We start from the raw sequence: 26,071 nt of genomic DNA on the forward strand, positions 1-26,071 counted from the left end.
CTTTCCCCTCAACGCGAATAACCACGCATGATGTCATGCACCTGGCGGGTCAGGGCCACGGCCTGCTCGAACGGGCGCAGCCACATGTTGCGGCCGAACATCACGCCCGTGGCGCCCGACTGCATGTAGAACTCCACCTTGCGCAACACCGCGGCATCGTCGTCGTTTTTCTCGCCGCCGGAGAACAGGACAATGGTGCGCCCGGCCGAGCGGACCACGCGCGACGTACGCGCGCCTGCGTCTTCGTCGAGCGTGTCGTACGGCGGCGGCACGTTCTTCCGGGTGCCGTCCGGCTCATGCAGTTTCACGATGTCAGCGCCCACTTCCAGCGCGACGCGGGCGGCGTAATCCTGCGCATAAAGCGAGCCCTTGCCACCGCGGGCATCGATCGCTGAACCGCGCGGATAGGACCACAGCACCAGCGGCATGCCGTAACGGTCGCAGTCCTCGCGCACCTGGCGTAACTGGGCCAGTTCCTCGTGCTGTCGCGGCGAGCCGACGTACAGCGTGTATCCCACCGCGTCCGCACCCAGGCGCACGGCGTCCTCGACCGAGGCGAACAATGGCGAGGTCGCGTCCCCGTCACTGGGAATATTCGTCTTGCCGTTCAATTTCAGGATCAGCGGCACCTTGCCGGCGTACGGACCCATGTACTTGCTGGCAAGGCCAATCCCTAAAGCGATCGCCGAGAATCCGCCAGCTTCGGCCAGGCGGAACTGGTACTCGGGATCTACCGCCGGCGGATGCGGGAAGAAATCGGTGGGACCATGCTCCAGCCCCTGGTCCAGCGGCAGCACCAGCAAGGTGCCGTTGCCCGGGCCATGCCCGTAGAGCATGCGATGCAGGCGCGTGCGCTTGCCATGTGGCAGGTTGAGCGTGGCGAGTGTAGGTGCCTGGTGATTAGGTGCTTGCATGTCGCTTTTCATTCCGGTTACCCTGAAATCGAAACTTTCGTTTGCTTTCGTTTCCCAACATATTCGATCAAGCCTCGATGCCTGTCAAACCCTCATCGCTCAATCTCGCCTCCCTTCGCACTGCTTCGCGGCACGAGCAGGAGGCCCATGGCTACCTGCATACGCTCGCGGAGATCCTGCAGCAACCGGACACCTGGGTGGCCACCTGCGAGGCGATGGCCACCGCCGATACCGCCGCGAAGCTCGAGCATGCGCTTTCGGCGTGGCCTGAACATATCGTGCTAACCGGTTCTGGCAGCTCGATTTATGTCGGCGAATGCCTGGCGCCGCTGCTGCAGGGGAACCTTGGCATACCCACCCAGGCCATCCCCGCGGGCAGCTTGCTTACCCATCGCCCCCAGGTGCTTCCAGCCGGTCGTGGCCTGCTGGTATCCATCGCCCGCTCGGGAGACAGCCCGGAAAGCACCGGGGTGGTGGACCAACTGCTTGCGCAGGCACCTGGTTATGCGCACCTGGTGCTTACCTGCAATGCCGGGGGCGCATTGGCCACGCGCTATGCCAGCCAGTCACGGCTGGATGCGATCGTGCTCGATGAACGCACCAACGATCGCAGCCTGGTGATGACCAGCAGCTTCACCAACCTGTTGCTGGCCGGCAGCGCCCTGCTGCGCGCAAGCCAGGACGATGGCCATGCAGCGGCCACGCTGGCAAGGACAGTATTGGAAGAACACGCAGACAACCTTGCGGTGCTGGCCATCGGGGAATTCTCCACGGCCGTTTACCTGGGCGGTGGCGCTGCGCTCGGCGTGGCCCGCGAGACGGCACTGAAGATGCTGGAGATGTCCGGTGGCGATGTAGTCACGCTGGCGGAAAGTTTCCTTGGGCTGCGCCATGGGCCGATGGCATGGCTTAGCCGCGATGGACTGCTGGTGGCGTATCTGTCGTCTGATCCGGCGGTGCGCGCCTACGAAACGGACCTTCTTCGCGAGCTATCGGCCAAGGGCCTGGCCCGGCGCCGCGTCGTGGTGGGCGAAGGCATCACTGCCGACCACCTGGGCGCGTCCGGCCTTGCGGTGGAACTGCCAGGGATGAATGCCCTGCCCGCGGCGCAACAGTTGTTGTTGCATGCGCTGGTAGGGCAGCTGCTGGCCTTCTTCCATTGCCTGAAACTCGGCCATGAACCGGATGCTCCCTCGCAAGGCGTGCTCACGCGCGTGGTCGGCCAGTTTGCCATTCATGGCGGGGATCAGGACGCATGAAGCCGACCCTCGTCGCTGGCGAACTCAATCTCGATTACATCCTGAGTGGTGTAAACGAGCTCCCGGTTCACGGCGGCGAAATCCTGGCCAACGGCTTCCGGCAAACGCCGGGAAGTTCATCGATGATCTGCGCCATGGGCCTGGCCCGGCTGGGGAACCCTGTGCGCTTTGCCGGCCGCACCGGCCGTGACGAGCGCGGTGATGCCTGTGTGGCGGCGCTTGCCGAAGCGGGCATCGATACCCGCGGCGTCGCCCGCGACAGTGCGCTGGCCACCGGCGCCACGGTGGTGCTTTCCGGCGCGCACGACCGTGCGCTGGTGACCTTCCCCGGTGCCATTGGCGCACTGAAAGCCGATGACATCGACGACGACGTGCTCGCCGGTGCCGGGCACTTGCACGTGTCGAGCTATTTCCTCCAGACCGGCATGCAGTCGGGACTGGCCACGCTATTCGAGCGCGCACGCATGGCCGGGGTCACCACCTCGCTGGACCCGGGATTCGACCCGGCACAGGCATGGGCGGGCGACTGGCAGGCACTGCTGTCGCACCTGGACGTGTTCCTGCCCAACGAGATCGAGGCTTGTGCCATCGCAGGCCATCGCGACGCCAGCGAGGCCTTGCACGTACTTTCAAAGCATGGCGCCCGGGTCGTGATCAAGCGTGGCGCCGGCGGTTGCATCGCGCTGGACGACGACAGGCAGGTACAGGTGCCGGCGTTTCTTTCGACCGTGGTCGACACCACCGGCGCCGGCGATTCCTTCGACGCCGGATTCCTGCATGCATGGCTGCGCGGCATGGGCCTGGTGCCTGCCCTGCGGTGGGCCAGCGCTTGCGGCAGCCTCTCCACCCGTGGCGTGGGCGGCACCACCGCACAAGCCACGCAAGGGGAAGTGCGGGTACTGCTGGAAGCCACGCCATGATCACTGTCGCTGGCTTCAACACCGCCATCGACCGCCTGCTGCGGGTAGGTAAGTTCGCACCTGGCAAGGTCATGCGCGCCGATCACTCGCATGTGTCCCCCGGTGGCAAGGGTGTACACGTGGCGCAGGCGCTCGCCGTATTGGGCAAAGAGGTGCAGTTGATCGGACTGGTCGATGAAGCGCATGCCGCATTCCTGACCCACCGCCTGGCCGAACGCGGCGTGAGCTTCATCGGCGTCCCGATGCCCGGCGACCTGCGCACCTGCCTTGCCATCGTCGAAGCCGACGGGCGTACCAGCGAGGTGCTCGAGCGCGGCCCCGCCATCGCAACCGAAATAATCGATGCCCTTCTCGAGGCCTGCCGCACCGCCCTTCCCGGCAGCCGGGCCCTGGTGATGAGCGGCAGCCTGCCCACGGGCATGGCCGCCGATACCTATGCGCGACTTTGCGCATCGGCCGATATTCCCTGCGTAGTCGACGCCAGCGGCGAGACCCTCTTCCATGCCAGTCGCGCCCGGCCCTATCTGCTCAAACCCAATGGCGACGAGGCCGCGCACCTGATCGGCCGCGACGTCACCGGTATCGACGATGCCATCGCTGCCGCTCGCCACCTGCTCGATAGCGGCGTGGCGCATCCGGTGGTCACGCTCGGTGCCGAAGGTGCCGTCGCGGTAGACGCGCAACGCGCCTGGCACGCCACGCTTGCATTGGATGCCGTCCGCAACACCGTCGGTTCCGGCGATTGCTTCCTGGCGGGAATCACCGCAGGCCTGTTGCAGGGCGACGACCTGGCCGAAGCGCTGCGCCTTGGCGTGGCCTGCGGCGCGGCCAATGCATTGAACGAAGAAACCGGCTGGATGGATAACGCGACGGTCAGCCAGCTGCTGCCGCGCGTGACCGTGCGGTCGCTTTAACCGACGGACACTGACGGAGACACCGCATGCAGGCAAGCCCCCGCCACCCCGGCATACGATGCACCCTGGCCCTGGCGATGCTGGCCGCGTTTTCGCTCGCTGGCATGGCCCAGGCTGAGGATTCCTTCGGCAACGAAGCGATATCGCTCAAGTGGCAGGCCACCGGCAGTGGCGCACCGTCGATGACCATCGTCGACCATGTCAACCAGCGCGAGATCCCCGTCACCGCGGCATTTGAGCTCACGCTTGCCGATGGTACGAAGCTCGGACCCGGACAGTGGCGGGCAACCGGCAAGCCCCGAAGCCTGGCATTGAAAGCCGATCCGGCGGCATCGCGTGCAGCGGCACGGTTCGCGGGCAAGGCCCTGCAGGCGAGCTTCACCGATACCGATGGCCGTTTCCGCGTGGACACCCGCTGGGTGCAACGCCAGGGTTCGGACTACCTGCGCGAGGAAGTGACCATCACGGCGCTGAAGCAGGATGAATCCATTGCACGTGTCGACCTGCTGCAAGCCAGGGCCGCGGATGCCGAAGTGATCGGCACGGTGGATGGCTCACCGGTGGTCTCGGGCCGCGACTGGTTCGGCTTTGAAAATCCCCTCTCCAAAAGCCTGGTGCATGGCACCCAGGTCCAGCTGTGGATCGAGCGCAGCCTGCCCTTGCGCAAGGGCCAGTCGGTGGATTACTCAGCCGCCGTGGGTGTCACGCACGACAACCAGTTGCGGCGTGACTTCCTGGCCTATGTGGAACGCGAACGCGCCCACCCCTATCGTACCTTTCTCCACTACAACTCCTGGTACGACATCGGCTACTTCACGCCCTACACCGCCACGCAGGCCGTCTCGCGCATCAACACCTTCGGTGAGGAATTAACTACCAGGCGCGGCGTGAAACTCGATTCCTTCCTGTTCGACGATGGCTGGGACGACCGCAGCGGCAGCTGGCACTTCAGCCGGGATTTCCCCGATGGCTTCAAGCCGCTGCGCGATGCCGCGGCGAAGTACGGCGCCGCACCGGGCATGTGGTTGTCGCCCTGGGGTGGTTACGGCCCTCCCGCCGCCGAACGGGCGCAGCGCGGTGCGGCCGCGGGGTACGAGATCATCGACAAGCGCCTGGCGCTGTCAGGGCCGAAGTACTACAGGCAGTTCCACGACACCGTGCTTGATCTGGTCGCCCACGACGGTATCAACCAGTTCAAGTTTGACGGTACCGGCAATGCCGACAAGGTGTTCCCCGGCAGCCTGTTCGACAGCGACTTCGATGCCGCGATCAGCCTGATCGCCGACCTTCGCAAGGCTCGGCCGGACCTTTTCATCAATCTCACCACCGGCACGCTCGCATCGCCATTCTGGCTACGTTACGCCGATTCCATCTGGCGCGATGGCGAGGACGACGCGCTCACCGGCGTGGGCAGCAAACGCGAACGCTGGATCACCTATCGCGACCAGCAGACCTACCAGAACATCGTGGTGAAAGGCCCGCTGTTCCCACTCAATTCGCTGATGCTGCACGGGATCATCTTCGCCCGCGAGAACCGTAACCTCAACACCGATCCCGGCCACGATTTCGCCAATGAAGTGCATTCCTACTTCGCCACCGGCACGGCGTTGCAGGAGATGTACATCACGCCGGAGCTGCTTTCTTCGCAGGACTGGGACACATTGGCGGAAGCTGCGAAATGGTCGCGCAACAATGCGGCCGTGCTCAGGGACACGCACTGGATCGGCGGCGACCCTGGAAGGCTCGACGTCTACGGCTGGGCCGCCTGGACACCGTCGAAGTCGATCCTGACCTTGCGCAATCCTTCGGACAAACCGCAGCTGGCAGTGCTGGACCTGGATCGGCAGCTCGAACTTCCACCCGGTGCGGCACGGCATTTCAACGCTTCACAAACCTGGCATGGGCCGGCGGCGGACGTCCCCGCCTCGCTCGATGCCGACCACCCGCAGGCCATCACCCTGCAGCCGTTCCAGGTGCTCACGCTTGAACTGAAAAGCGCGCCCTAGACCCACATCGCAAGCTGTTTTCCTGACGCGGGGGAGATCCGTGTTGGCCGGCTGTTGCCGGAATTTACCCAGGGACGCACGACATCACCCGGGCTCCAGGGGCCCACGCGAACACGGGAGACACTCATGAAGGTTTCAAAACGCAGGCTCTGCCTGTTGATCATGGCTTCACTCGGTGCAGGTCACGCACTTGCCCAGTCCACCACCGGCGGCATCGTCGGCCAGGTGGCGCCCGGGTCGGGCGACACCGTCACCGTCCAGAGCAGCAACGGCTTCCAGCGCGATGTGCCCGTCGATGGCCGTGGGCGCTATGCGATCAACCAGCTGCCGCTGGGGCGTTACACCGTGTCGCTGAAGCAGCATGGCGCGGTAACGCAAGAGCGAAAAGATATCGACCTGCGCGTGGGCGTGGCCACCGATGTCTCCTTCGTGGCGCAACAGGCGCAAGACCTTTCCGGTGTACAGGTATCGGCCAGCGCAGTGCCCAGCATCGATGTCACCAGCGTCGATTCGCGCACGGTGATCACGGCGCAGCAACTGGCGAAACTGCCGCTGGGTTATTCGGCGGAGTCCGTTGCCAAGCTCGCGCCTGGTGTCGTGGGCAACGCCGGCGGATTCACCAGCGCCACCGGCGGCTCGCTGGCCAGTTTTGGCGGGTCGGCCGCCAATGAGAACGCGTACTACATCAACGGATTCAACACTACCGACCCACTGCAATCGGCCGGCGGCCTCACCCTGCCCTATGGTTCGATCGACCAGGAAGAGGTGTACACCGGCGGCTATAGTGCACAGTACGGCCGTTCCGATGGCGGCGTGATCAACATGGTAGGCAAACGCGGCAGCAACGAATGGCACTTCGGCGGCAAGGTGAGCTGGGACCCTGCGTCCACGCGGGCATCCTACGACAGCACGTATTACGCCAATGGCCTTCCGCCCACGCCCGTGGCGGGCAACCTGTACGATCCGCGAAAGCAGAACCGCATGTGGAACACGGTGTACGACGCGTACTTCGGTGGTCCACTGATCAGGGACAAGCTGTTTTTCTTCGCCTCGGCGGAGATGCAGAAGACCGAAGGCACCTCGGTGGGCACGGTGACCTCCAGTAGCCCAGCCACCCACTACACCTACAAGGCACCGAAGTGGTACGCCAAGCTCGACTGGAACATCAGCGACAGCAATATCCTTGAACTCACCGGTGCGTCGAACAAGCGCACGACCAACGGCGATATCTACAACTACGATTTCAATGCCTTGAGGCGCGGCAGGCAGCTTGGCCATATGGACGAAATCAAAACCGGTGGCGACCTGTGGAACGCCAAGTACACCGGTTATCTTACCGACAGCCTTACCCTTACCGCGCAGTACGGCAAGATGCGCACCCAGGCTTATCAATCGCCGGTGGGATACAACGACGCGCTGACCTACGTCACCGGTACCGAGAACCAGAACCCGGCGATCACCGGCGGTGGCGCCCGCAGCAGCGGCCAGACCACCACCAGCATCTTTGATCCGAAGCAGGGAAATACCTCGAACAACCTGCGCTTGAGCCTGGCCTGGGCCGTGGGCAACCACACGATCACCGCAGGCATCGACAACCTCACCGCCCAGGCGGTGAACCAGGGATCGCATACGTCGGGGCCAGGTTATTCCTGGTCATACGGATTTACCACGCTGCCCAACAATCCGCTGGCGCCGAGCCTGGGAGTGGGTGCGCCCGGCGCCTTCGCCAACGGCGAGGGCGGTTACTATGTGATGAAGAATGTCTCGAACTCCGTAGCCAGCGTGCGAAGCACCGAGCGCGCCCAGTATCTGGAAGACGCATGGCAAGTGACCGACCGCCTGCTGCTTTCCCTGGGCCTGCGTAACGATGCCTTCACCAACTACAACGCCCATGGCGATGCCTACATCGAGCAGACGCGGCCGCAGTGGGCCCCGCGCCTTGGCTTCAGCTGGGACGTGGACGGCGATTCTTCGTTCAAGGTATTCGGCAATGCCGGCCGCTATTACCTGGGCTCGCCGCTGGCACCGGCGCTCAGCGCCGCGGGCGCCTACGTGAGCACCAGCCAGTACTATACCTATGGCGGCATCACCGCCGACGGCACGCCTACCGGCCTCACCCAGATGTCCGGGCCGGTCTCGGCCAACAATGCCTACGGCGTGCTGCCCGACCCCAAGACTGTCACCGCCAAGGGCCTGAAGAGCGAGTACCAGGACGAATTCCTGCTCGGATTCTCCAAGACGCTCGGCACCGACTGGGTCTACGGCGCCAAGGCTTCGCGGCGCGTGCTGCGCACCGGCATCGACGACTTCTGCGATGTCGACCTTATCACCGCCGCGGCGCAGGCACGTGGCATCACGGTGGGCTCGGTCAACAGTTGTTACCTGATCAACCCCGGCAAGGCCAATACTTTCGTGGTGGCCGACGATACCGGGGCACACCACGACATCACGCTCAGCAACCGCGAACTTGGCTTCCCGCACATCAAGCGCAACTACTACGCGCTTGATACCTTCCTGGAACATCCTTACGACGGCCACTGGTATGGGCGGCTGGATTACACCTATTCGCGCAGTTATGGCAACACCGAAGGACTCACCCAATCGAATGTGCAGTCGGCCGGGCCATCGCAATCGGAAGACTGGGATTTCCCTTCGCTGATGGTTTACAGCAATGGCCTTCAGGGCAACAACCACAAGCACCAGCTCAAGGCCTATGGCTACTACCAGTTCACGCCCGAATGGATGGTGTCGGCGAACCTGTCACTGATTTCGGGTAGCCCCAAGGCGTGCCTTGGCCTGTTTGGCGCCGAGAACGGCGATCCGGCCGGCTACAATTCCAACTATCACTTCTGCAACGGCGTGCCCGCGCCGCCGGGCTCTACCGGGAACCTGCCCTGGCAGAAGCAACTGGACCTGGGCGTGAATTACACGCCGGACTTCGCCGCGCAAAAGCTCGGCTTCCACCTGGATGTATTCAACGTCACCAACAACCAGCCAACCCTGAACATCAACCCGCACTTCTACTATGACGCCACCGGTACCCCGAACCCGCTGTACGGCACGCCGCTGGTACTGCAGGACCCGCGTTATGTGCGATTCTCGGTGACTTACGACTACTGACAGGTGCCGCCGATGGTGGGCTCGGCCGTACATGGCACGCGCAACATGGTCCGATCCGTCTGGCCGGGTGCGCCGATCGCCAGGGCCCTTGTTGCGGCAGCCATGCTCACGATCGCAGGTACTCCGGCCCAGGCTGGCGGCGGCGTCGCCGAACGTGCCATCGGGCAATCGAGGGGTGCACACTTCGCCATCGCGGGCGGGCAATTCCTGCTTGACGGAAAACCCTACCTGATCCGATCGGGCGAGATGCACTACCCTCGCATCCCGCGCGACGAATGGCATGACCGCCTGCGCAAGGCTCGGGCGATGGGGCTCAATGCCATCACCACTTATGCCTTCTGGAACGTCAACGAACCCAAACCAGGCAAGTTCGATTTCACCGGCAATGGCGATATCGCGGCCTTCATCCGCACCGCGGCCGAAGAGGGCCTGAACGTGATCGTACGGCCCGGGCCGTACGTATGCGCGGAGTGGGACTTCGGTGGCATGCCGGGCTGGCTGCTGGCAACGCCGGGGCTTCGCGTGCGAAGCCTCGATCCGCGCTTCATGGCTGCTAGCCAGGCTTGGTTCAACAGATTGCACCAGGAACTGGCGCCACTGCTGTCCAGCCATGGTGGCCCGATCCTGATGATGCAGGTGGAGAACGAATACGGCTCCTATGGTGACGATCACGATTACCTGGAAGCGATCCACAAGCAGATGGTCCAGGCCGGTTTCGACCTGCCGTTGTTTACCTCCAACGGGCCGGGCCCCGACATGCTCGAGTCGGGCAGCCTGCCGGGCATGCAGTCGGTCGTGAATTTCGACGGGGACGTGGCCGACGCGCAGGCTGCGTTCAAGGAAAGCGAACCCTACCTTGCCGGCATGCCGAAGATGGCCGGTGAATATTGGGACGGCTGGTTCGACCATTGGGGCGAGCCGCACCATACGCGCTCGCCGGAGATGGCCGCGCGTGTCGTGGACTGGTTCCTGTCACAGGGTATTTCCTTCAATCTGTACATGGTCGATGGCGGCAGCAACTTCGGCTGGATGGCCGGCGCCAACGGCGGCGCCGCTTCGTACATGCCCACCACCACCAGTTACGACTACGATGCACCGATCGACGAAGCCGGCCGCTATGGTCCGAAGTACAACCTGCTGCGCAAGGTGATCGCCGCACATCTTCCCGAAGGCGAATCCATTCCTGCTCCACCGCCACCTTCGGCAACCCAGGCCATCGGGCCGTTCAAGCTGACATCCTGGCTTCCGCTCACCGAAGCACTGCCGGTGCTATCGAAGGCGAATACGATGCATCGGGTCCAGGGCATGGAGCGCCTTGGCCAGGAGCATGGGTATGTGCTGTACAAGAAGAAACTCGATCACGGCATCCACGGGCCGATCGACATCCGCTCGGCCCGGGATTTTGTCACCGTCATAGGCAACGGCAAGGTGATCGGGACGATCGATCGTCGCCTGGGCCAACATGAAGCGAATGTCGACCTAGCAGCCGGAAGCACGCTGGGGTTGCTGGTGGAGAACATGGGGCGGGTGAACTACGGGCCAGACTTACCCGATGAAGCCAAGGGACTGATCCGCACGCCGCGCGCAGCCAATGAAGACCTCTTCGACTGGAAGGCCTACAGCCTGCCACTGGACGATCTATCAGCGCTCCGCTTCAAGGCGCCGGTAGCAGCGCCGGCGGCGCAGCCTGCGTTCTGGCGAGGCACGTTCAAGGCCTCCGCCGGTGCCGGTACTTTCCTGGACATGTCCGGATGGACGCTTGGCCACCTGTGGATCAATGGACACGATGTCGGTCGCTTCTGGAACATCGGGCCACAGAAGACGCTTTACGTGCCCGCGTCATGGCTCAGGCAAGGTAGTAACGACATCATTGTTCTGGACGTCACTGGAAGAGGTGGTGGGGCAACCATCGCCGGCGACAGCAATCCGCGGTACAGCCAGGTCAAGACAAACCCGTAGCGCAAAGCCCTACACGGAACCTTGGCCCCGCCGTACACGAAAGGTCACGAGTCGACGGCAACAAGGTTGCCTACGGGCGCGTAACTTCCCTTTTCACCGCAGATGCGGCTGGAAGAGAGGGAAGACCCACATGGACGTAAAGCATTCCTTATGCGAACAACACTCGAATATTTCGCCACGCGCGATCGCCGTCAAAGTCCTGGACGAACTACTGCCCTTCAGACGTCGTCCAGATGCCAGGGATGACAGCGCGATCGTGGTGGAACACCAGTTGCCCAGGCTGCAAAAAGCCATCGAATGCGCGACGCCGCTGACCTTCGTCCTTCCCGCCTTCCCGGCAAAATCCCCCAATCCCCGAAAGGTTCTCGGCAGCCTGCCCGATACGGCCGAGCGGATCGCCCTCACATTCCTGGCCAACCTGTGCGAGCGGATCACAAGACACTACCAGCCGGGTGCACGAATCATCCTGTGCGCCGACGGCCACGTCTTCGCCGACACGATCCGTGTCCCGGACACGACCGTGGCGGAGTACCAGGATGAACTACGCAAACTCGTCGCGGCCATAGCGCCATTGCACATCCAGATAGTAAACCTTCACGATCTGCTTCCCGCCGATCATGCCAGCGTCGATTTTGAGGGGGCCCGTACGAAGCTGATGGATCGTCACGGGACAGGCGCAGATAACATACGCGCCGAACTCATGGCAGACGAAATCGGCCGGGCCCACTATCGCGCCATCACCCGTTTCATGTTCGAAGATGGGTTGACACCGGGCTATGAGGGCTCGCGTACCGCGCTGCAGGCGGATTCAAAACAACGTGCCATCGAGGTGGTTCGACGCAGCCGGGCGTGGGGCAATTTGCTGGACGAGGTTTTTCCAGGCGCCCTGCGTCTATCCATCCATCCGCAGGCACCGGATTCGCCAAAATTCGGCATCCACCTGTCGGACTGCGCAGACAGTTGGCTCACTCCCTGGCACGGGGTTGCCGTGGATGTCGGCGGGCAGCTCAGGTTGATGAAACGAGAGGAGGCCGAGCGTGCGGGTGCGCGAGTGGAGCACGTCGACGGCCGTCCTTCCCATTTCGTCATCGAGCAAACGCAAAGCCAAGGTGTATTCCCGTGAACAGAACGACGACCCCATTCCTCCATCGGCAGGTGTCGACGGCCTCGCTCGCATCGTTCGGCACCCTCGTTACGCCGGATGATCCGGCCATGGACTGCCTGGACATACCCGTGGATCACCTCCGCGCACTGACGCGGGACAGCAAGCTCGTCCTGCTCCGGGGGTTTGCCAACCAGTCCACTGGCCTGGCGCTCGCCGATTTTGCCCGCCGTTGGGGCCAGATCATGACGGCGTCCTACGGTGAGGTGCTCAACCTCGTGGAAAAAAACGAATCGCGCGACAGCATCTACGATTCATCATCGCTACCGCTGCATTGGGACGGCATGTACATGCCGACCATCCCGGAGTTCCAGGTGTTTTATTGCGTGGACGCTGGCCAGTTGGACAAGGGCGGTGAGACTGTCTTCGTCGATACGGTAAGCCTGCTTGAAGATGCCGATGCATCCGTTCTTGAAAAATGGCGTGCCATAAAAACCACCAGCCGCATGCCTGCCGTATCCCACTATGGTGGTTGCGTGCGCAGCGCCCTGGTGGTCGAACACCCGGTTTATCGCGTCCAGACGCTTCGGTACAGCCCACCTACCGATAACATCCCGGACTTCAGGAACCCCAATACCGTTACCTACGACGGACTCGACCAGGCGTCGATGCACGAGAACATTGCCTGTTTGCATCGTGCCCTGGCCGATCCTGCCCATCGCTACGAGCACGCATGGCGAACCGGTGACATTCTGATCGCCGACAATCTCACACTTCTGCACGGCAGGAACGCGTTCGCACACGGTTCGAGCAGGCACCTGCAACGGGTACATATCCATGCCGAGCCGGTGCTGGTCAACACGGGCCTTGCACGTTGAAGAAATCCTGATGGCAGCCGCCACGCCCGCTGGTGTGGCGGCCCATTGGACGGCCAAATGCTGCAGCACGGAAGAAAAACCATCCGGATGGCCAGTTGACGCGTCCGATCATGGTGCGTTACCGTCCGGCCATTCCCGTCATGTCGAATTCCGGCAAAAACGGATCTACGCACCTGGGGTTTTCCTGATGGGGCATGGTTGTCCGGCAATGCAAGGGTTTGGCTGCATACCCGCTCATGAGCGGACGCGGTTGCCCTTCGTTGCGATTCGTGCCCGCGTTCGCTCCCGTGCCAAGCTCAGCGCCCTGCGCTCCCGGTCGAAGTGCCTGGCCGGCTATTCCCCGCCGTTCTCAGCCTGAAGCAGCGGCTGTTTGACCTGATCGGCTCGTTTCCCGGCTGTCCTTAACAACACATTGCCGCGCCTCCTTGCGGATGCATGGCACGTGTCGGCCAGCTATGGGTTCAAGAAAAACGACTCCCCGATAAGCGCGAACAGTGTTCTCCGATGGCGGGCGCCTGCCCGTCATGGCCGTCACGCATCGGGTGGGGAGTTCACATGAACAAGCAAAGGAATATCCGCAGGAACCGTTTGAACCTGGCCGTCCTGGCCGCACTGGGCACTGCATTGGTGTCAGGGCCTTTGATCGCCCAGACCACATCAGCACAACAGGCCACCGCTCCGGTCCCGGCACCTGCCGCCGCACAGGCCGATGAGCAGGTAACGCCGGGCAAACCGGCAACCAAGCCGCAGGTGGCCCAGGCCAAGACACTCAAAGCGGTATCAGTCGTGGCCAACCGCTACGACGCGAGCACCTTGCAGATGAATGCGCAGAACACGGTAGACGTGCTTTCCGCCAGCGACCTGCAGCACACCGCCGTGCACAACGTGGCCGAAGCGCTGGGCCTGATGCCCGGTGTGAATGTCACTACCACAGGCACCGGTTATTTCGGCGGCATCGATGGCGCGGCACGCGGCGAAGGCATGTTCGCCTCGGTGCGCGGCTTGCCGTCGGAGTACAACGTGAACCTGATCGACGGCATCGATGTGGCCCAGGGCATGCCCTATAGCCGGAGCGTACAGCTGTCGCTGCTGCCGCCGTCGGGCCTGCAGACCATCGTGATCAACAAGACCTCGATGGCGGACATGGATGGCGACGCCATCGGCGGCACCATTGATTTCCGCACGCCCACGGCGTTCGATTTCGCCAAGGACACCAGCGGCAGCATCACCGCCAGCGGCCGTTCGGAGAGCCAGGCAAGGAAGTACGGCGGCAGCGGGCTCGGCGGGGGCCTGGCGGGCGAGTTCCAGACCAAGTTCGGCAGCGAACACCAGTTCGGCATTTATGCCAGCGGCTATTACGACTACCGAAATATCGCCAACAGCGAGGTGGGCGCCGCCGAAAGCGCGTCGAATGATGGCTCGTGGGAATTCGCCCATACCAATGCCGACGGTACCAGCGCGCCTGGCTACAACCCGGCACGAAACCTCACCAGTACTGGCCTGAACGCCGGCATCGCCTCGGGCTTCGAACGACGCTACGGCGGCAATATCGCCTTCAACTGGAAGGTGGACGACACGCTCGACGTCTACGCCCGCGCTACTTACGCCTATGCAAAAACAGAGCAGGACACCACCTACAACCAGCTCCTGCCGCAGGACGTTACCTACGTACCGGATGGGTCAGGCGGCTACGTGCCGAATATCGGCCGCATCGCCAACCGTTTCTGGTACGAAACCAATCCCGAACGCGCCGACATCGCCACCTTCCAGTTCGGCGCGGACAAGCGGGCGGGTGGTTGGACGATCTCACCGAAGTTGTTCTACAGCTACGGGCACAACGACCGCCCGGCGCACGTGGAGATCGACGGCCGCGAGGACAAATATTCCCAGGACAACTTCGCCTTCGGTGGAAGCTCGCTCACCACTTACGGCAAGGACGGCTTCCCCTACCCGCTGCTGACGCCAGGCCTGCAGAATTCGGTGAACAACGTTCCGGCCATGTGGGCCAATGACAGCGGCGAGCTGACCAAATCGCGATCGGGCCAGAAGAAAGGCGGCGCCGCGGTCGATTTCCAGTACGACTTCGATGGCGGCGCGCTTTCCTCGGTCAAGTTCGGCGTCAAATATACCGACAGCTCCCGGGAATTCACCAACCGCGACTGGTCCACATCCGGCATCAACGACGGCGTGACGACCCTGGGCGACCTGGGCATCTTCAACGGGAGCTATTCATCGATATTCCCCGATAAGTACCTGTGGCAAACACCGAAGGTGAACCATGCCGCCGTGGTGGACCTGATCCGCGCCAACTTCGCCGACGACGAGCTGGACACCTGCGGCAGCAATTACATCAACAACTACAACTGCAACACCATGCGCGGCACCGAAGCCGTTAGCGCAGCTTATGCCATGGCAACGTTCGACGTGGGCAACCTTGAGATCATCCCTGGCGTGCGTTTAGAGCACACCTCGATCAACAACACCTTCTGGACCACGCCTGCCGACGACGCCGACGGCAATCCGGTGACCGGTCATTTCTCAAACAACCGCACCGTATACAACGAACCATTGCCCAGTATCGCGGCCAGCTGGCGCCCCACGGCGAACTCCGTGTATCGCGGTTCGGTGTGGATGAGCTACACCCGCCCGGCCTTCGTGCAGCTGGGCGGTGGCTCACAGGTGAGCATCTCCGATGGCGTCACCACCATCACCGAGGGTAATCCGAACCTGAAGCCGATCAAGTCGACGAACCTTGACCTTTCCGGCCAGTGGACGACCGACCAGGGCGGTTTCGCCTCAGTGGCGGCGTTCTACAAGCAACTTCACGACTACATCTACGACAGCGGCGGTGGACAGGCGAACCCCAATACCTCTGGCGAAGGCACCGTACTCACCAAGACCCCGACCAATGGTGGCGACGGCAAGGTGTATGGACTGGAAGTGTCTTTGCGGCAGAAGTTCCAGAACCTCCCCGAGCCCTTCGATGGACTGGGTGTGTCGGTGAATTACACACGCCAGAAGTCCCGCGTGGATCTTGGTATCGAAGGCTTCGAGAATGAGCGGCTGCAGAGCGCTCCGAACGTGCTGGGCAACGCCCAGGTGTTCTACGAAAAGAATGGCTTCGACCTTGATCTTGGCTACCACTACGCCAGCTCTTTTCTCTCCACCTACGACTTCCTCAACCAGGGCTCCCCCTGGGACGACCTGTGGGTAAGGCCGATCCGCAGGGTGGACCTGCATGCCGGCTACGAGTTCGATCCACGCTTCCGGGTGGATCTGTCGGTATCGAACCTGACCCGGAACTACAGCTATTGGTCGCACATCGGTAGGCATGACCTGGCGATCAGCGATATCGTGCAGGCGGGGCGAACCACCCTGCTGACCTTGAAGTACTCGTTCTAGTGCAGAGCCGCCCACGCCTGGACATCGAAGCGACGACAGCAACGGGTTTTCCGACGACGCCTCCGCGCGTCATCGGTTTCTGGGGCGGGTTGTCGGCCAACGTCCTGAACATGATCGGCATCGGGCCGTTCATTACCATCCCGCTGGCGTTGACCGCGCTGGCGGGACCCCAGGTGCTGTTGGGTTGGGTGGCCGGGGCCTTCCTCTGCCTGTGCGACGGCCTGGTGTGGGCGGAACTGGGCTCGGCCATACCGAAGTCGGGCGGCCCCTATCACTACGTGCGCGAAGCCTATGGACGGGACAGTTTCGGCAAACTGTTCGGCTTCCTTTACCTGTGGCAGACGTTGCTGGCCGCGCCACTCTCCATTGGCTCAGCCTCGGTGGGTTTCGCGCAGTACCTGGCCTTTCTCATCCCGGGAATGGCGCGCTGGCAACAATCGGCCGTGGCCGCCGCATTATGCCTGCTCAACACCGCCCTGCTGTATCGGCGCGTGGGCTCGGTACAGAAGCTCTCCATCCTGATCACCGTGCTGGTACTGGGCGCGTGCGCCTGGATCGTCGCCAGCGGGGTACTGCACTTCGACACTCGCCTGGCCGGCAATTTCCTCAACATGGAAAATCCCGACCCGCACGGCTTCTGGCTGGGACTGGGCGCGGTGGCGCTGATCGCCGTGTACGATTACGGCGGCTACAACAACGTGTGCATGCTCGGTGGGGAGATGAAGCAGCCCCGCCGCACCATTCCCCTTGCCGTGCTTTGTTCGATCCCACTGGTGGCGGTGCTTTACCTCGGGCTCAACATCACCATCCTTGGCGTGTTGCCATGGAACGTGGCGGCACACTCGAAGGCGGTGGTAGCCGATTTCATGCAGACCATCTACGGCCCCGCCGGCAGCACCACCGCGGTGCTGGTGATCCTGGTGGCAAGCTGGGCATCGGCGCTGGTGGTGCTGCTGGGTTATTCCCGCGTGCCGTTCGCTGCCGCTCGCAGCGGACAGTTCTTCGCCGTATTCGGACGGCTGCATCCACGAGGCGCCTTCCCCACGGTGTCGCTGGTGTTCGTGGGCGTAACCTCGGCGTTCGCCTGCCTGCTGTCGCTGGATGACATCATCGCCGTGCTGATCCTGGTGCAGGTGATGTTCCAGTTCATCGCGCAGTGTTTTGCCGTGGTGCTTCTTCGCCGTCGTCCCGACCGCGACCCTGACGCCTTCTCGATGCCGCTTTATCCGTTGCCGATCGTCATCAGCGTGGCAGGTTGGTTGTATATCGTGGCGACCGGCCAGCCCAAGCACGTGGCAGCCGGCGCACTGGCGCTACTGGGTGGCAGCGTCGTCTTCCTGATCCAGGCAAAGCGGGAGCGGGCATGGCCCTTCAGGCAACCATGAACGCCTTCGATGTTGCCGTCGTGGGCGAGGTGTATATCGACCACGTCTTCACCGGCCTGGCATCCTGGCCACGCCCTGGCGAGGAGGTGCTTTCGCGCGGCTATGTCCGCGAGCCAGGCGGCGGCAGCGTAAACACCGCCTGTGGGCTGGCGCGGCTGGGTCGCAGCGTGAGGCTGTTCGGCCTGGTCGGCGCCGTCGACATGCCATGGTTTACCGCGCGGCTGGGCGATTTCGGCGTTTCTACCCAAGGCCTTCGTGCCCATCCGGCGGGCACCGGGGTAACTGCCAGCGCCTCCATGGACGACGACCGCGGCTTCTTTACCTACAAAGGCGCCAACGCGGAGCTTGGCCAGCTACTGACCGACGAAGATGTCATCGCCGACCTGTGCGCCACGCGCCACGTACACTTCGCCCTGCCCCTTGAACGCGGCATCGCGCAAAGCCTGTTGCCACGGCTGGAACGTGCCGGTTGCACCACGTCGCTGGACGTTGGCTTCAGCCCGGAATGGCTTGGCAATCCACTGAACCGGGATACCTGCCTGGAAGTGGACTATTTCCTGCCGAACCAGAAAGAGTGCGGCCTGCTGCTGGGCAGCGATCAGGACGAGGCCTTCACCAGGTTCGTACGCAAAGAGGGTTTTGGACACGGCGCGCTGAAGCTTGGGCCCGCCGGTGCATTGGGTGTGGATCGCGAACATGCATGGCGGGTGAAACCGCCGAGGGTGGTCGTTCGCGATACCACCGGCGCCGGCGACGCCTTCGATGCAGGCTTCATCGATGCCCTGCTCGACGGGCGCGATCTAAACACATGCCTCGAGCGGGCCTGCATTTGCGGCGCGTTATGCGCGACCGAAGCAGGTGCGCTGGCGGGGTTGCCAGATATTCAACAGCTTGGGAGTTTTCATGAGCAAACCTATGGAGGGTAAAGTCGCCCTGATCGGTGGAGGCGGCGTGCGCGCACCGCTGGTGGTCTACGGCGTGAACGAGGTGGCCCAGGCGCTGGGCGCCGAAGAAATGGTGTTGTGGGACCCCGATGCCACGCGGCTGGCCATCATGGTGGCGCTTGGCCAGGCCATCGTCACCGAATTCGGTGGCCACTTGCGCGTGCGCGGCGCCAGCAGCATCGAGCAAGCCATCGAAGGCTCGCGATTCGTCCTGAACAGCGTGCGCGTGGGCGGCATCGCCGGGCGTGCCGCCGATGAAATGGCTGCCATCACGCGTGGTTATCCGGGACAGGAAACCACCGGCCCCGCCGGTATCGCCATGGCGCTTCGCACCGTGCCGGTAGCCATCGAGCAGGCGCGATTGGTGGAACGGCTCAGCCCCGAGGCGTGGCTTGTGAACTTCACCAATCCGGCAGGCCTGATCACCCAGGCGGTGAGCAGCCACACCCGGGCCCGCATTGTGGGCATCTGTGATACCCCCACCGAGCTTTTCCACAATATCGCCCGCGCGCTGGGGTTACCCAACGACGATGTGATCTGCGATTACGTGGGCCTGAACCACCTGGGTTGGGTACGCGGCGTATGGCACAACGGCCAGGATGTGTTCGACCGTCTGCTAGAGGACGAGGCGCTGCTTCGCCAGTTGTACCTGGCGCCGCTGTTCGACGTGCATATGATCCGGTCGCTGCGCCTGATACCGACGGAATACCTGTTCTTCTATTACGAGCGGCAGCGCGCCCTGGCCAACCAGCGCAGCCAGGGTGCCAGCCGGGGTGGCGAGATCGAGCAACTCAACATTGCGCTAATCGCTTCACTTACATCGAAACTCAATGCCGGCGATGGCCACGGCGCCGTGCAAGCCTATGCGGCCTATCTCAACCAGCGGTCGGGCAGCTACATGAAGCTCGAGGCGGAAGGCGGCTCCGCCTTCGATGAAGGCGTGGAGCTTGACGTCGATCCGTTCCGTGTCAGCTCGGGCTATCACCGCATCGCCATTGACGTGATGAGCGCCCTCACCGGTGCCCTGCCCGCCACCATCGTTGTGAACACACGCAACCAGGGTGCCATCCCAGGCCTGCCCGATGACGACATCGTGGAGATTGCCTCGCGCATCGACCGGAACACCATTACGCCCGAAGCCACCGATGCCCTGCCCGATGCCGTGCTCGGCATGGTCCAGTCGGTGAAGGCTTACGAACGTGCCGTGATCGATGCCGCTCTTTCAGGTGATTGGCTAACAGCACGCAAGGCCATGCTGATCCATCCCGCTGTCGGTGAATGGTCGCCCTCGCAGCCATTGCTCGAAGCCCTGTTCGGCCACGCGCACGACGACGGCGAATGTCCGTGCGGAGGGCCGATCCCCTGGTCCGTGGCGCGCCCATAGGTGTGAGGCGTTAAGCCACACCGACCCGGCCCTGCCGCTGTAAGGCGGCAGGGCCTTATGCCAATGGCAACTAGCGCGCCGCAGCCTTCTTCGCGTCCTTGGCGGCCTTCTTTTCCTTCATGGTCTTGGCGGGCTTCTTCTTGTCGCTTTTCTTTGAATCCATGCCCTTACTCATCGCGTATGTCCTCTGGCTGTGATGGTATGCACTTTACCCGGTGTTACGGCCCCAGAGCGACTACCCAGGCTGAATAAAGCGGCAAGGTGACACCTTCGAGGGTGGTCCTGCCCGTGAGCGCCTTCGCGGTGGTAGGTGAGGACTCATACCGAGCGTTATCGGCTTGGCCAACACCGGGCCGGTTCATCCAGATCCCGCTGTCCCTGCACCCTCGTCTGGCTCGACTCCTTTTCAAGTGAGACCAGATGGCCAGGGTCTTGAGCATGTCGGTGCCCCTCAGGCGCGGCTGGCCACCACGTTGACGGTGATGGCAATGATCACCACATTGAAGAAGAAGGCGATCACGCTTTGCCCCAGGGCCGTGCGGCGAAGGTACTGGTCGGCGATCTGCACATCGGACACCTGGAAGCACATGCCGATTACTGCGGCAAAGTAAAGGAAGTCCCAGTAGTCCGGTTCCTTCGTGCCTGGGAACTGCAAACGCTCCGAGCCGTTGTTGCACATGTAATAGTCGTACGCATAGTGCATGGCGAACATGGTGTTGAAGAACAACCACGTGAGCAGCAGGCTGCCGCACGCCGCCACCACGCCCCAGGTGCTGTTGTCGTGTGCCTTGCCCAGTTCAATGGCCAGCGCCACAAGTACCGTGCCGGCCACAATCACGCTGCTCCACAATACCGCCCATCGGCCCGGCGCCTGCGCCCTGGCGCGGAGTTTCATCTTCTTGCTGTCCGAGCGGGCGAACAGATGCGCTATCGAAACAAGGAAGCTTATCGCTGCGGCATCGAAAGCCGTGAGCAAGGCCAGGTTGAAGCTCTTGCCCGCCATCAGCAGGATCACCAGCAGGGCAAGGAAAATACCACCGGCAATGGCCCAGCGCGGCCGCGCGCGCAGGTGCCTGAACCATCCGCCTCGATGGCCTGGTGCTGCGCGTCCTTCGTCGGTCATTGAATTCTCCCGTTCCATTGAAATCACGCCTTGATGGGGGCCTCACCACGGCCAAGCGATACCGACAGCAGCCGCAAGCCGATGCCGATCGCTGCCACGGGTATTGCCACCCAGGTAAAGCCAAGCGTGTATAGCACCAGGGCAAGGAAGACCACGGCCACGAAAAGGTATTCCGCCAGCCAGGAAAGGCAGCGCCTCCGAGAGAGGGTCGGCGCCAGTCCCGCCACGAGCGAGCTGTAGCCCCAGGCCAGGCCCAGGCTGGCATAGGTGGCCGCCAGGACCGCTCCATAGGCCACCGTGCCCGAATGCGTGGTGTTGTCCACATTGGTCAGGAAGTAGCGGACCACCACCGGCAGCAGGCCCACCAGGCTCAGCAACAACAGGTTCAGCCACGTGGCCGGCCCATCCACATCGCTCATGTGGGCAAGGTTCCGCCGATGCGCCATCCAGACCGCGGCGATCAGCAGGAAACTCATGAAGTACACGCCCAGGGGCAAGGCCCATATATCGAAGAACGATTTACCTGCCTGGAATTCCGGCCGGAGCTCTACCGCGGACAACGTCAAGGCGATGGCGAACACGCCATCGGACATCATCACCAGGCGATCGAGATGCCGCTGGCGGATATGTTCTTCTGGAACAAGCGAAGGTGTTGGTGACATGCAGGACGCCCTAATCAAGTCGCTTGCGAAAATTAAGCCGCGCCACTTCGTAACCCAGCCGTTTGTTCAGCTCAATCATTCGTTCGTTGGCAACGCGGACATTCGAATCCATCAAGACCGAACCCATGCTGCGTGCCCATACTTCGGCGAGCTCCTTGAGCCTTGTCGCCACACTGCGGCCTCGATGATCCGGGTGCACCCACAGCGCGCGGACGTGGCAGGCGGGAAGCTTGTCGATCGTCATCATGTTCAGGCGGATCACGCCCACCATGGTGTCGCCATCAAAACCGGCAATGCAACGATGCTTCGACGGATCCCCGGTTAGCTGGGCGATGATTTCCAGGCGTGTCTGCGATCGTTCGTCATCGGAATCGGGAATATACCCTTCTGTCGAGTCCCGCCGTGCGTTTTCGCAGAAAAGGCTGAAGGCGTGAACCTCGGCAGGATCTGAAGGATCAATCGGTCGATAAACCATGGCCATGGACAGGCTTAAGCCTCGTTTTCGAGCCGGTGGCCGAGAAACTTGTTGATGCACGCACCGACGCCCAGGCCAACGAACCAGATCACCGCAATCCAATAGGCATCGAAATGCGGGGCCAGGTCGAAGCTTTCCAGGAAGCCCCAGGCGGTGGCAAAACTCAAGGCCAGGCCACCGGCGATCAGGGTCTGCCGCACGGTGAGGAAACGAATGTATTCATCGGTCTCTTCCACCAGGTATCGGCCGATCGCGGCGAAGATGCCGATAATCGGCAAAGCCGGCAGTACGGCAACCACGTAGGCCAGGGGACCGGTAAGATGGCCGCGACCGATCGCCACCTCGGCGGCGAACAGCAGCACAATGTAAGCGAAGCTGAGCACGAGAACCGTGCGGTTGTAACGTTTATAAGCGCGTTGGCGTGCCATCTGCGGCCCCTTCCGCCGAGTGTCAAGGACACTTTACATCCACCGACCACCGGACCGCAATCCCCGGCCCCATTTGAGATGCTATCGGAAGGCAGGCTAAAGCATTCCCATAACCTGCCGATCCAGAATGCAGTCTTGAGTGCATGGTTCGCTTCGGCCCCCGGCAATAGCGAACACGAAGGGGTCTGATGGCGTCCAAACATGCTGAAGGGATTCCGCCGATGTCGGAGCGCCGGTCGGCGAGTGTCGTCTGGCGGGCCGGGATGATCCTTGGCCTATTGCTCGGCCTGTGCCTTGCATTGCTGCTGCGCAGCGACAGGTTGACCCGCATGGGGGCGGCCGAACGACAGGCCAAGGCGCTGGCGTCCGGTGGCGAGCGCTTGCTTGTCTCCGAAATCCGCAACCTCGAACGCGCCATGACCGGTGTCGCCTTCGATGTTTCCAACCTGGAACGAACCGCCCCAGCCCAGGCACCTACGCTTTCGGCCGCCGCCATAGCCGGCGTGTTGCAGCGCCAGCCGGAAATGGTAACGCTGACGATCGTCGACACCGACGGGCGAAGCCTGATGGCAGGCACGGCGGGCGACCAGGCTTTGCCAACGTGGATTGCCGCGGCCGGATACGACGACCGCACACACCTGCGCATGGGGCCGGTGGCCGAGGCCGGCGGCATCTGGACATTGCCGCTGGCGGTGCCCCTGGACCAGCGCCGATGGGTGCTGGCCCGGGTCAAGGCCGCACAAATGCAACACATCGTGGACGAACTCGATGCCGGCACGAACGGCGTTGCCGCCGTATCTGATCAATACGGCACGATCCTGGCCCGAAGCCGGCAGGCCAAGACCCTGGTCGGTACGCCGGTAAGTCGCCTGTTCGCGCCCTACGTCGGTCACCATGGCGAACGCATCAGCGCTATCGACGGTACCCGCCGCATCACCGCCGACAGCTTGCTCGGCGCCTATCCGGTCAGGGTGGGTGTGGGCATCGCTGTCAGCGAGCTGCTGAAACCCTGGTATGTGCTGATGGGTTTGAGTGTCGCCATCTACGCACTGTACTGGCTGGCCTTTGCTTATCTCTACCAACGCATCAGGGCGGCGGACGTTTCGCGGGCAAGCTACCTCAAGACCCTTACCACCAGCGCCCGCCGCCTGACCCAGGCACAGCAGGCCGGCAAGACCGGCACATGGAGCGTGGAGCGTGCCTCCCGTCGGCTGGAGTGGTCGCCCACGGTGGCGCAGATCTTCGGGCTTGATCCCGGCCTGGTCTCGACCACGACCGACTTCTTCTATGCCATGGTCCATCCAGACGATCTCCATGACGTGGACCTGAGCGTGCGCAATGCCTGGATCCATGGCACGCCCATCGACCTGCAATACCGCCTGATCCGCCCCGACGGCGATGTACGCGTGATCGCAACGAAGGGTGCACGGATCACCGATCGCGACGAATCGACCCTGGCCGGTACCATCGTGGACATCACCGAGCGTGTCCTGGGCGAGGCCAATCTTGCCGATGCCGAGCGACGCCTGCGCCTGATGTTCGACAAAAACCCCCTTCCCTTCTGGGTGTTCGACATCGAGACACTGGCCTTCGTAGAAGTGAACGAGGCAGCGCAACGTGCCTATGGCTACACGCGCGATGAATTCCTGGCCATGACGATCCTGGACATACGGCCGGAGGGCTACGAAGCACGGGTGACGGACAGCATCGGCGACACTGACGGGTTCGACGAGACCAGCGTATGGGTGCATCGCCGGCGTGATGGCAGTACGTTCGAAGTGAGGGTGCATGCTTCCGATATCGAGATGGGTGGCAGGCACGGCCGCCTGGTGCTCGCCGAAGATGTCAGTGAACGCATGGCGATCCAGCGCAACCTTGCCTATCGCGCTACCCACGATCCACTGACGGACCTCCTGAACATCGAGGCGCTGGTCGAGGCGCTCGATGACCGGGCAACCTCCGGCGGCTGGTACGACCTTGCTTATGTGCAGCTGCGTGGACTGGATGTCATCGCTGATACCTTCGGCCTGGCAGTGGGCCGTGAAGTCATCAAGGTGGTCGCGACGCGGTTCGCCAAACTGGGCGCCGGCTTCGGCCTGGCCGCGCATCGCCCCGGCGAGACCTTCGTGCTGACCATGCTCGAGCACTCGCGACATGAAGAGGCCCTGGCCGCCCTGATGGCGGCGGCGACTGAACCGGTGCCATGGCATTCGGCGATCCACTCGCTCGATGCACGGGTTGGGCTGGCCTCCTTCCCGGCCGAAGGCGCGACGGCGGAGAAAGTGATCGGCCACGCCGCGCTCGCGGCACAGCGCGCCGGTGTCGCCGAGGGCACCGTGCGCCGCTTTGAGCCTGCCATGGCCAAGAGCTCGCGGCAGCGCCTGCAATTGACCGCACGCATGCGCGGGGCGATCGAGAACGAGGAATTGCTATTGCACTTCCAGCCGGTGATGAATGTGGCCGATGGCCAGGTGGCGATGCTGGAGGCCCTCGTGCGATGGCCTCAAAGCGATGGCCTGTTCATGCCGCCGTCGGAGTTCATCCCGCTCTGCGAGGAAACCGGCCTGATCCTTCCGCTGGGTGCGTGGGTGCTTCGCCAGGCTGCGGCTGCCCACCAGCACCTGACCGTCGCGGGATGGGGCCAGCTGGGCATTGCGGTGAATGTGTCAGCCATCGAATTTGCCCGCGTCGATGTAGCCCAGGAAATCGATCGCGTGATCAAGGCCTATGGACTGCCCCGCGGCGCGCTGCACGTGGAACTTACCGAAAGCAGCTTCATGCATCAGCCCGAACGGGCATTGCGGGCCATGCGCGACTTGCAGGCCCTGGGCGTGCCGGTAGCACTCGATGACTTCGGCACCGGTTTTTCCAGCCTGGCCTACCTGCGAAGCCTGCCGATCAACAGCCTGAAGATCGACCGGGTGTTTGTTACCGAGGTCACCACCAACGCACGGTCGGCGTCGATCTGCCTGGCGCTGATCGCGCTAAGCCACAGCCTGGATCTCACCGTGGTGGCGGAAGGTGTCGAAACCGCCGAGCAACTGGCGTGGCTGAAAGCCCATCACTGCGACTTCGTGCAGGGCTACCTGGTGTCGCCGCCATTGCCGCTGGATGCCGTGGTCAAACAACTTCAGGCCAGCAAGCCGGGCAGCGCCATCCCCTAGCCCCGTCGCTGCCCTCGAATTGCCCTGATCCC

The 26,071-nt window shown here is 62.9% G+C and carries 18 protein-coding genes; 13 read left to right on the plus strand and 5 right to left on the minus strand.

What is annotated here, in order from left to right; all coding sequences use genetic code 11:
* Positions 1-8 precede the first annotated feature (8 nt).
* Entirely contained in the window at positions 9-914 is a 906-nt protein-coding gene (locus VGM61_RS10435) for a fructose-bisphosphate aldolase (RefSeq protein WP_331522742.1), read from the minus strand.
* Positions 915-991: 77 nt separating this feature from the next.
* Between VGM61_RS10435 and VGM61_RS10440 the strand changes: the two genes are divergently transcribed.
* The 12 genes from VGM61_RS10440 to VGM61_RS10495 all read left to right on the plus strand — a co-directional run bounded on the left by VGM61_RS10440 (position 992) and on the right by VGM61_RS10495 (position 20,187).
* Positions 992-2,173, plus strand: coding sequence for a tagatose-6-phosphate ketose isomerase (locus VGM61_RS10440; RefSeq protein WP_331522743.1), 1,182 nt, complete (start codon positions 992-994; stop codon positions 2,171-2,173).
* Complete coding sequence (locus tag VGM61_RS10445) at positions 2,170-3,093, plus strand: carbohydrate kinase family protein (RefSeq protein WP_331522744.1); 924 nt, start codon at positions 2,170-2,172, stop codon at positions 3,091-3,093. Before VGM61_RS10440 ends, VGM61_RS10445 begins: the two co-directional genes overlap by 4 nt.
* A complete protein-coding gene (locus VGM61_RS10450) occupies positions 3,090-4,007 on the plus strand; it encodes a 1-phosphofructokinase family hexose kinase (protein WP_331522745.1) in 918 nt (305 codons plus the stop codon). The genes VGM61_RS10445 and VGM61_RS10450 overlap by 4 nt, the downstream gene beginning before the upstream one ends.
* 26 nt (positions 4,008-4,033) lie before the next feature.
* On the plus strand, positions 4,034-6,013 hold the full coding sequence (locus tag VGM61_RS10455) for an enterotoxin (RefSeq protein ID WP_331522746.1): 1,980 nt from the start codon (positions 4,034-4,036) through the stop codon (positions 6,011-6,013).
* 126 nt (positions 6,014-6,139) lie between these two features.
* Positions 6,140-9,133, plus strand: a complete 2,994-nt coding sequence (locus VGM61_RS10460) for a TonB-dependent receptor (RefSeq protein WP_331522747.1) — start codon at positions 6,140-6,142, stop codon at positions 9,131-9,133.
* A 45-nt stretch (positions 9,134-9,178) separates the two neighbouring features.
* Positions 9,179-11,092 carry a beta-galactosidase family protein gene (locus VGM61_RS10465; protein WP_331522748.1) on the plus strand — a complete coding sequence of 638 codons (1,914 nt, stop codon included), beginning with the start codon at positions 9,179-9,181 and terminating at the stop codon, positions 11,090-11,092.
* A 130-nt stretch (positions 11,093-11,222) separates the two neighbouring features.
* Positions 11,223-12,215, plus strand: coding sequence for an isocyanide synthase family protein (locus VGM61_RS10470; RefSeq protein ID WP_331522749.1), 993 nt, complete (start codon positions 11,223-11,225; stop codon positions 12,213-12,215).
* Complete coding sequence (locus tag VGM61_RS10475; protein WP_331522750.1) at positions 12,212-13,072, plus strand: TauD/TfdA family dioxygenase; 861 nt, start codon at positions 12,212-12,214, stop codon at positions 13,070-13,072. Before VGM61_RS10470 ends, VGM61_RS10475 begins: the two co-directional genes overlap by 4 nt.
* 555 nt (positions 13,073-13,627) lie before the next feature.
* Positions 13,628-16,474, plus strand: a complete 2,847-nt coding sequence (locus VGM61_RS10480; RefSeq protein ID WP_331522751.1) for a TonB-dependent receptor — start codon at positions 13,628-13,630, stop codon at positions 16,472-16,474.
* The gene (locus VGM61_RS10485) at positions 16,474-17,859 is read left to right on the plus strand and encodes an APC family permease (protein WP_331522752.1); all 1,386 of its coding nucleotides are present in this window, start codon (positions 16,474-16,476) and stop codon (positions 17,857-17,859) included. The genes VGM61_RS10480 and VGM61_RS10485 overlap by 1 nt, the downstream gene beginning before the upstream one ends.
* On the plus strand, positions 17,838-18,785 hold the full coding sequence (locus VGM61_RS10490) for a carbohydrate kinase family protein (RefSeq protein ID WP_331522753.1): 948 nt from the start codon (positions 17,838-17,840) through the stop codon (positions 18,783-18,785). Before VGM61_RS10485 ends, VGM61_RS10490 begins: the two co-directional genes overlap by 22 nt.
* On the plus strand, positions 18,763-20,187 hold the full coding sequence (locus VGM61_RS10495) for a 6-phospho-beta-glucosidase (protein WP_331522754.1): 1,425 nt from the start codon (positions 18,763-18,765) through the stop codon (positions 20,185-20,187). The genes VGM61_RS10490 and VGM61_RS10495 overlap by 23 nt, the downstream gene beginning before the upstream one ends.
* Positions 20,188-20,638: 451 nt before the next feature.
* On the opposite strand, the gene VGM61_RS10500 is transcribed toward VGM61_RS10495, so the two are convergent.
* From VGM61_RS10500 to VGM61_RS10515, 4 genes are read right to left on the minus strand one after another with little or no spacing between them, the layout of a single operon-like run.
* Positions 20,639-21,310, minus strand: coding sequence for a DUF1345 domain-containing protein (locus tag VGM61_RS10500; protein WP_331522755.1), 672 nt, complete (start codon positions 21,308-21,310; stop codon positions 20,639-20,641).
* Positions 21,311-21,333: 23 nt separating this feature from the next.
* Positions 21,334-21,972 (minus strand): TMEM175 family protein, encoded by a 639-nt coding sequence (locus tag VGM61_RS10505; protein ID WP_331522756.1) that lies wholly within the window; start codon positions 21,970-21,972, stop codon positions 21,334-21,336.
* A 10-nt stretch (positions 21,973-21,982) separates the two neighbouring features.
* Positions 21,983-22,507, minus strand: a complete 525-nt coding sequence (locus VGM61_RS10510) for a GNAT family N-acetyltransferase (RefSeq protein WP_331522757.1) — start codon at positions 22,505-22,507, stop codon at positions 21,983-21,985.
* On the minus strand, positions 22,462-22,875 hold the full coding sequence (locus tag VGM61_RS10515) for a hypothetical protein (RefSeq protein ID WP_331522758.1): 414 nt from the start codon (positions 22,873-22,875) through the stop codon (positions 22,462-22,464). The genes VGM61_RS10510 and VGM61_RS10515 overlap by 46 nt, the downstream gene beginning before the upstream one ends.
* A gap of 221 nt (positions 22,876-23,096) precedes the next feature.
* Here VGM61_RS10515 and VGM61_RS10520 point away from each other — a divergent pair, with 221 nt between their 5' ends.
* Entirely contained in the window at positions 23,097-26,039 is a 2,943-nt protein-coding gene (locus VGM61_RS10520) for a bifunctional diguanylate cyclase/phosphodiesterase (RefSeq protein ID WP_331522759.1), read from the plus strand.
* Positions 26,040-26,071 lie beyond the last annotated feature (32 nt).

This window comes from Pinirhizobacter sp., from assembly GCF_036499745.1.
Classification (GTDB): Bacteria; Pseudomonadota; Gammaproteobacteria; order Xanthomonadales; family Rhodanobacteraceae; genus Pinirhizobacter.

Coding starts and splice junctions, on each gene's coding strand:
- VGM61_RS10435 (WP_331522742.1), bottom strand. CDS start 914: ATGCAAGCACCTAATCACCAGGCACCTACACTCGCCACGCTCAACCTG.
- VGM61_RS10440 (WP_331522743.1), top strand. CDS start 992: ATGCCTGTCAAACCCTCATCGCTCAATCTCGCCTCCCTTCGCACTGCT.
- VGM61_RS10445 (WP_331522744.1), top strand. CDS start 2,170: ATGAAGCCGACCCTCGTCGCTGGCGAACTCAATCTCGATTACATCCTG.
- VGM61_RS10450 (WP_331522745.1), top strand. CDS start 3,090: ATGATCACTGTCGCTGGCTTCAACACCGCCATCGACCGCCTGCTGCGG.
- VGM61_RS10455 (WP_331522746.1), top strand. CDS start 4,034: ATGCAGGCAAGCCCCCGCCACCCCGGCATACGATGCACCCTGGCCCTG.
- VGM61_RS10460 (WP_331522747.1), top strand. CDS start 6,140: ATGAAGGTTTCAAAACGCAGGCTCTGCCTGTTGATCATGGCTTCACTC.
- VGM61_RS10465 (WP_331522748.1), top strand. CDS start 9,179: ATGGTCCGATCCGTCTGGCCGGGTGCGCCGATCGCCAGGGCCCTTGTT.
- VGM61_RS10470 (WP_331522749.1), top strand. CDS start 11,223: ATGGACGTAAAGCATTCCTTATGCGAACAACACTCGAATATTTCGCCA.
- VGM61_RS10480 (WP_331522751.1), top strand. CDS start 13,628: ATGAACAAGCAAAGGAATATCCGCAGGAACCGTTTGAACCTGGCCGTC.
- VGM61_RS10490 (WP_331522753.1), top strand. CDS start 17,838: ATGGCCCTTCAGGCAACCATGAACGCCTTCGATGTTGCCGTCGTGGGC.
- VGM61_RS10495 (WP_331522754.1), top strand. CDS start 18,763: ATGAGCAAACCTATGGAGGGTAAAGTCGCCCTGATCGGTGGAGGCGGC.
- VGM61_RS10500 (WP_331522755.1), bottom strand. CDS start 21,310: ATGACCGACGAAGGACGCGCAGCACCAGGCCATCGAGGCGGATGGTTC.
- VGM61_RS10505 (WP_331522756.1), bottom strand. CDS start 21,972: ATGTCACCAACACCTTCGCTTGTTCCAGAAGAACATATCCGCCAGCGG.
- VGM61_RS10515 (WP_331522758.1), bottom strand. CDS start 22,875: ATGGCACGCCAACGCGCTTATAAACGTTACAACCGCACGGTTCTCGTG.
- VGM61_RS10520 (WP_331522759.1), top strand. CDS start 23,097: ATGTCGGAGCGCCGGTCGGCGAGTGTCGTCTGGCGGGCCGGGATGATC.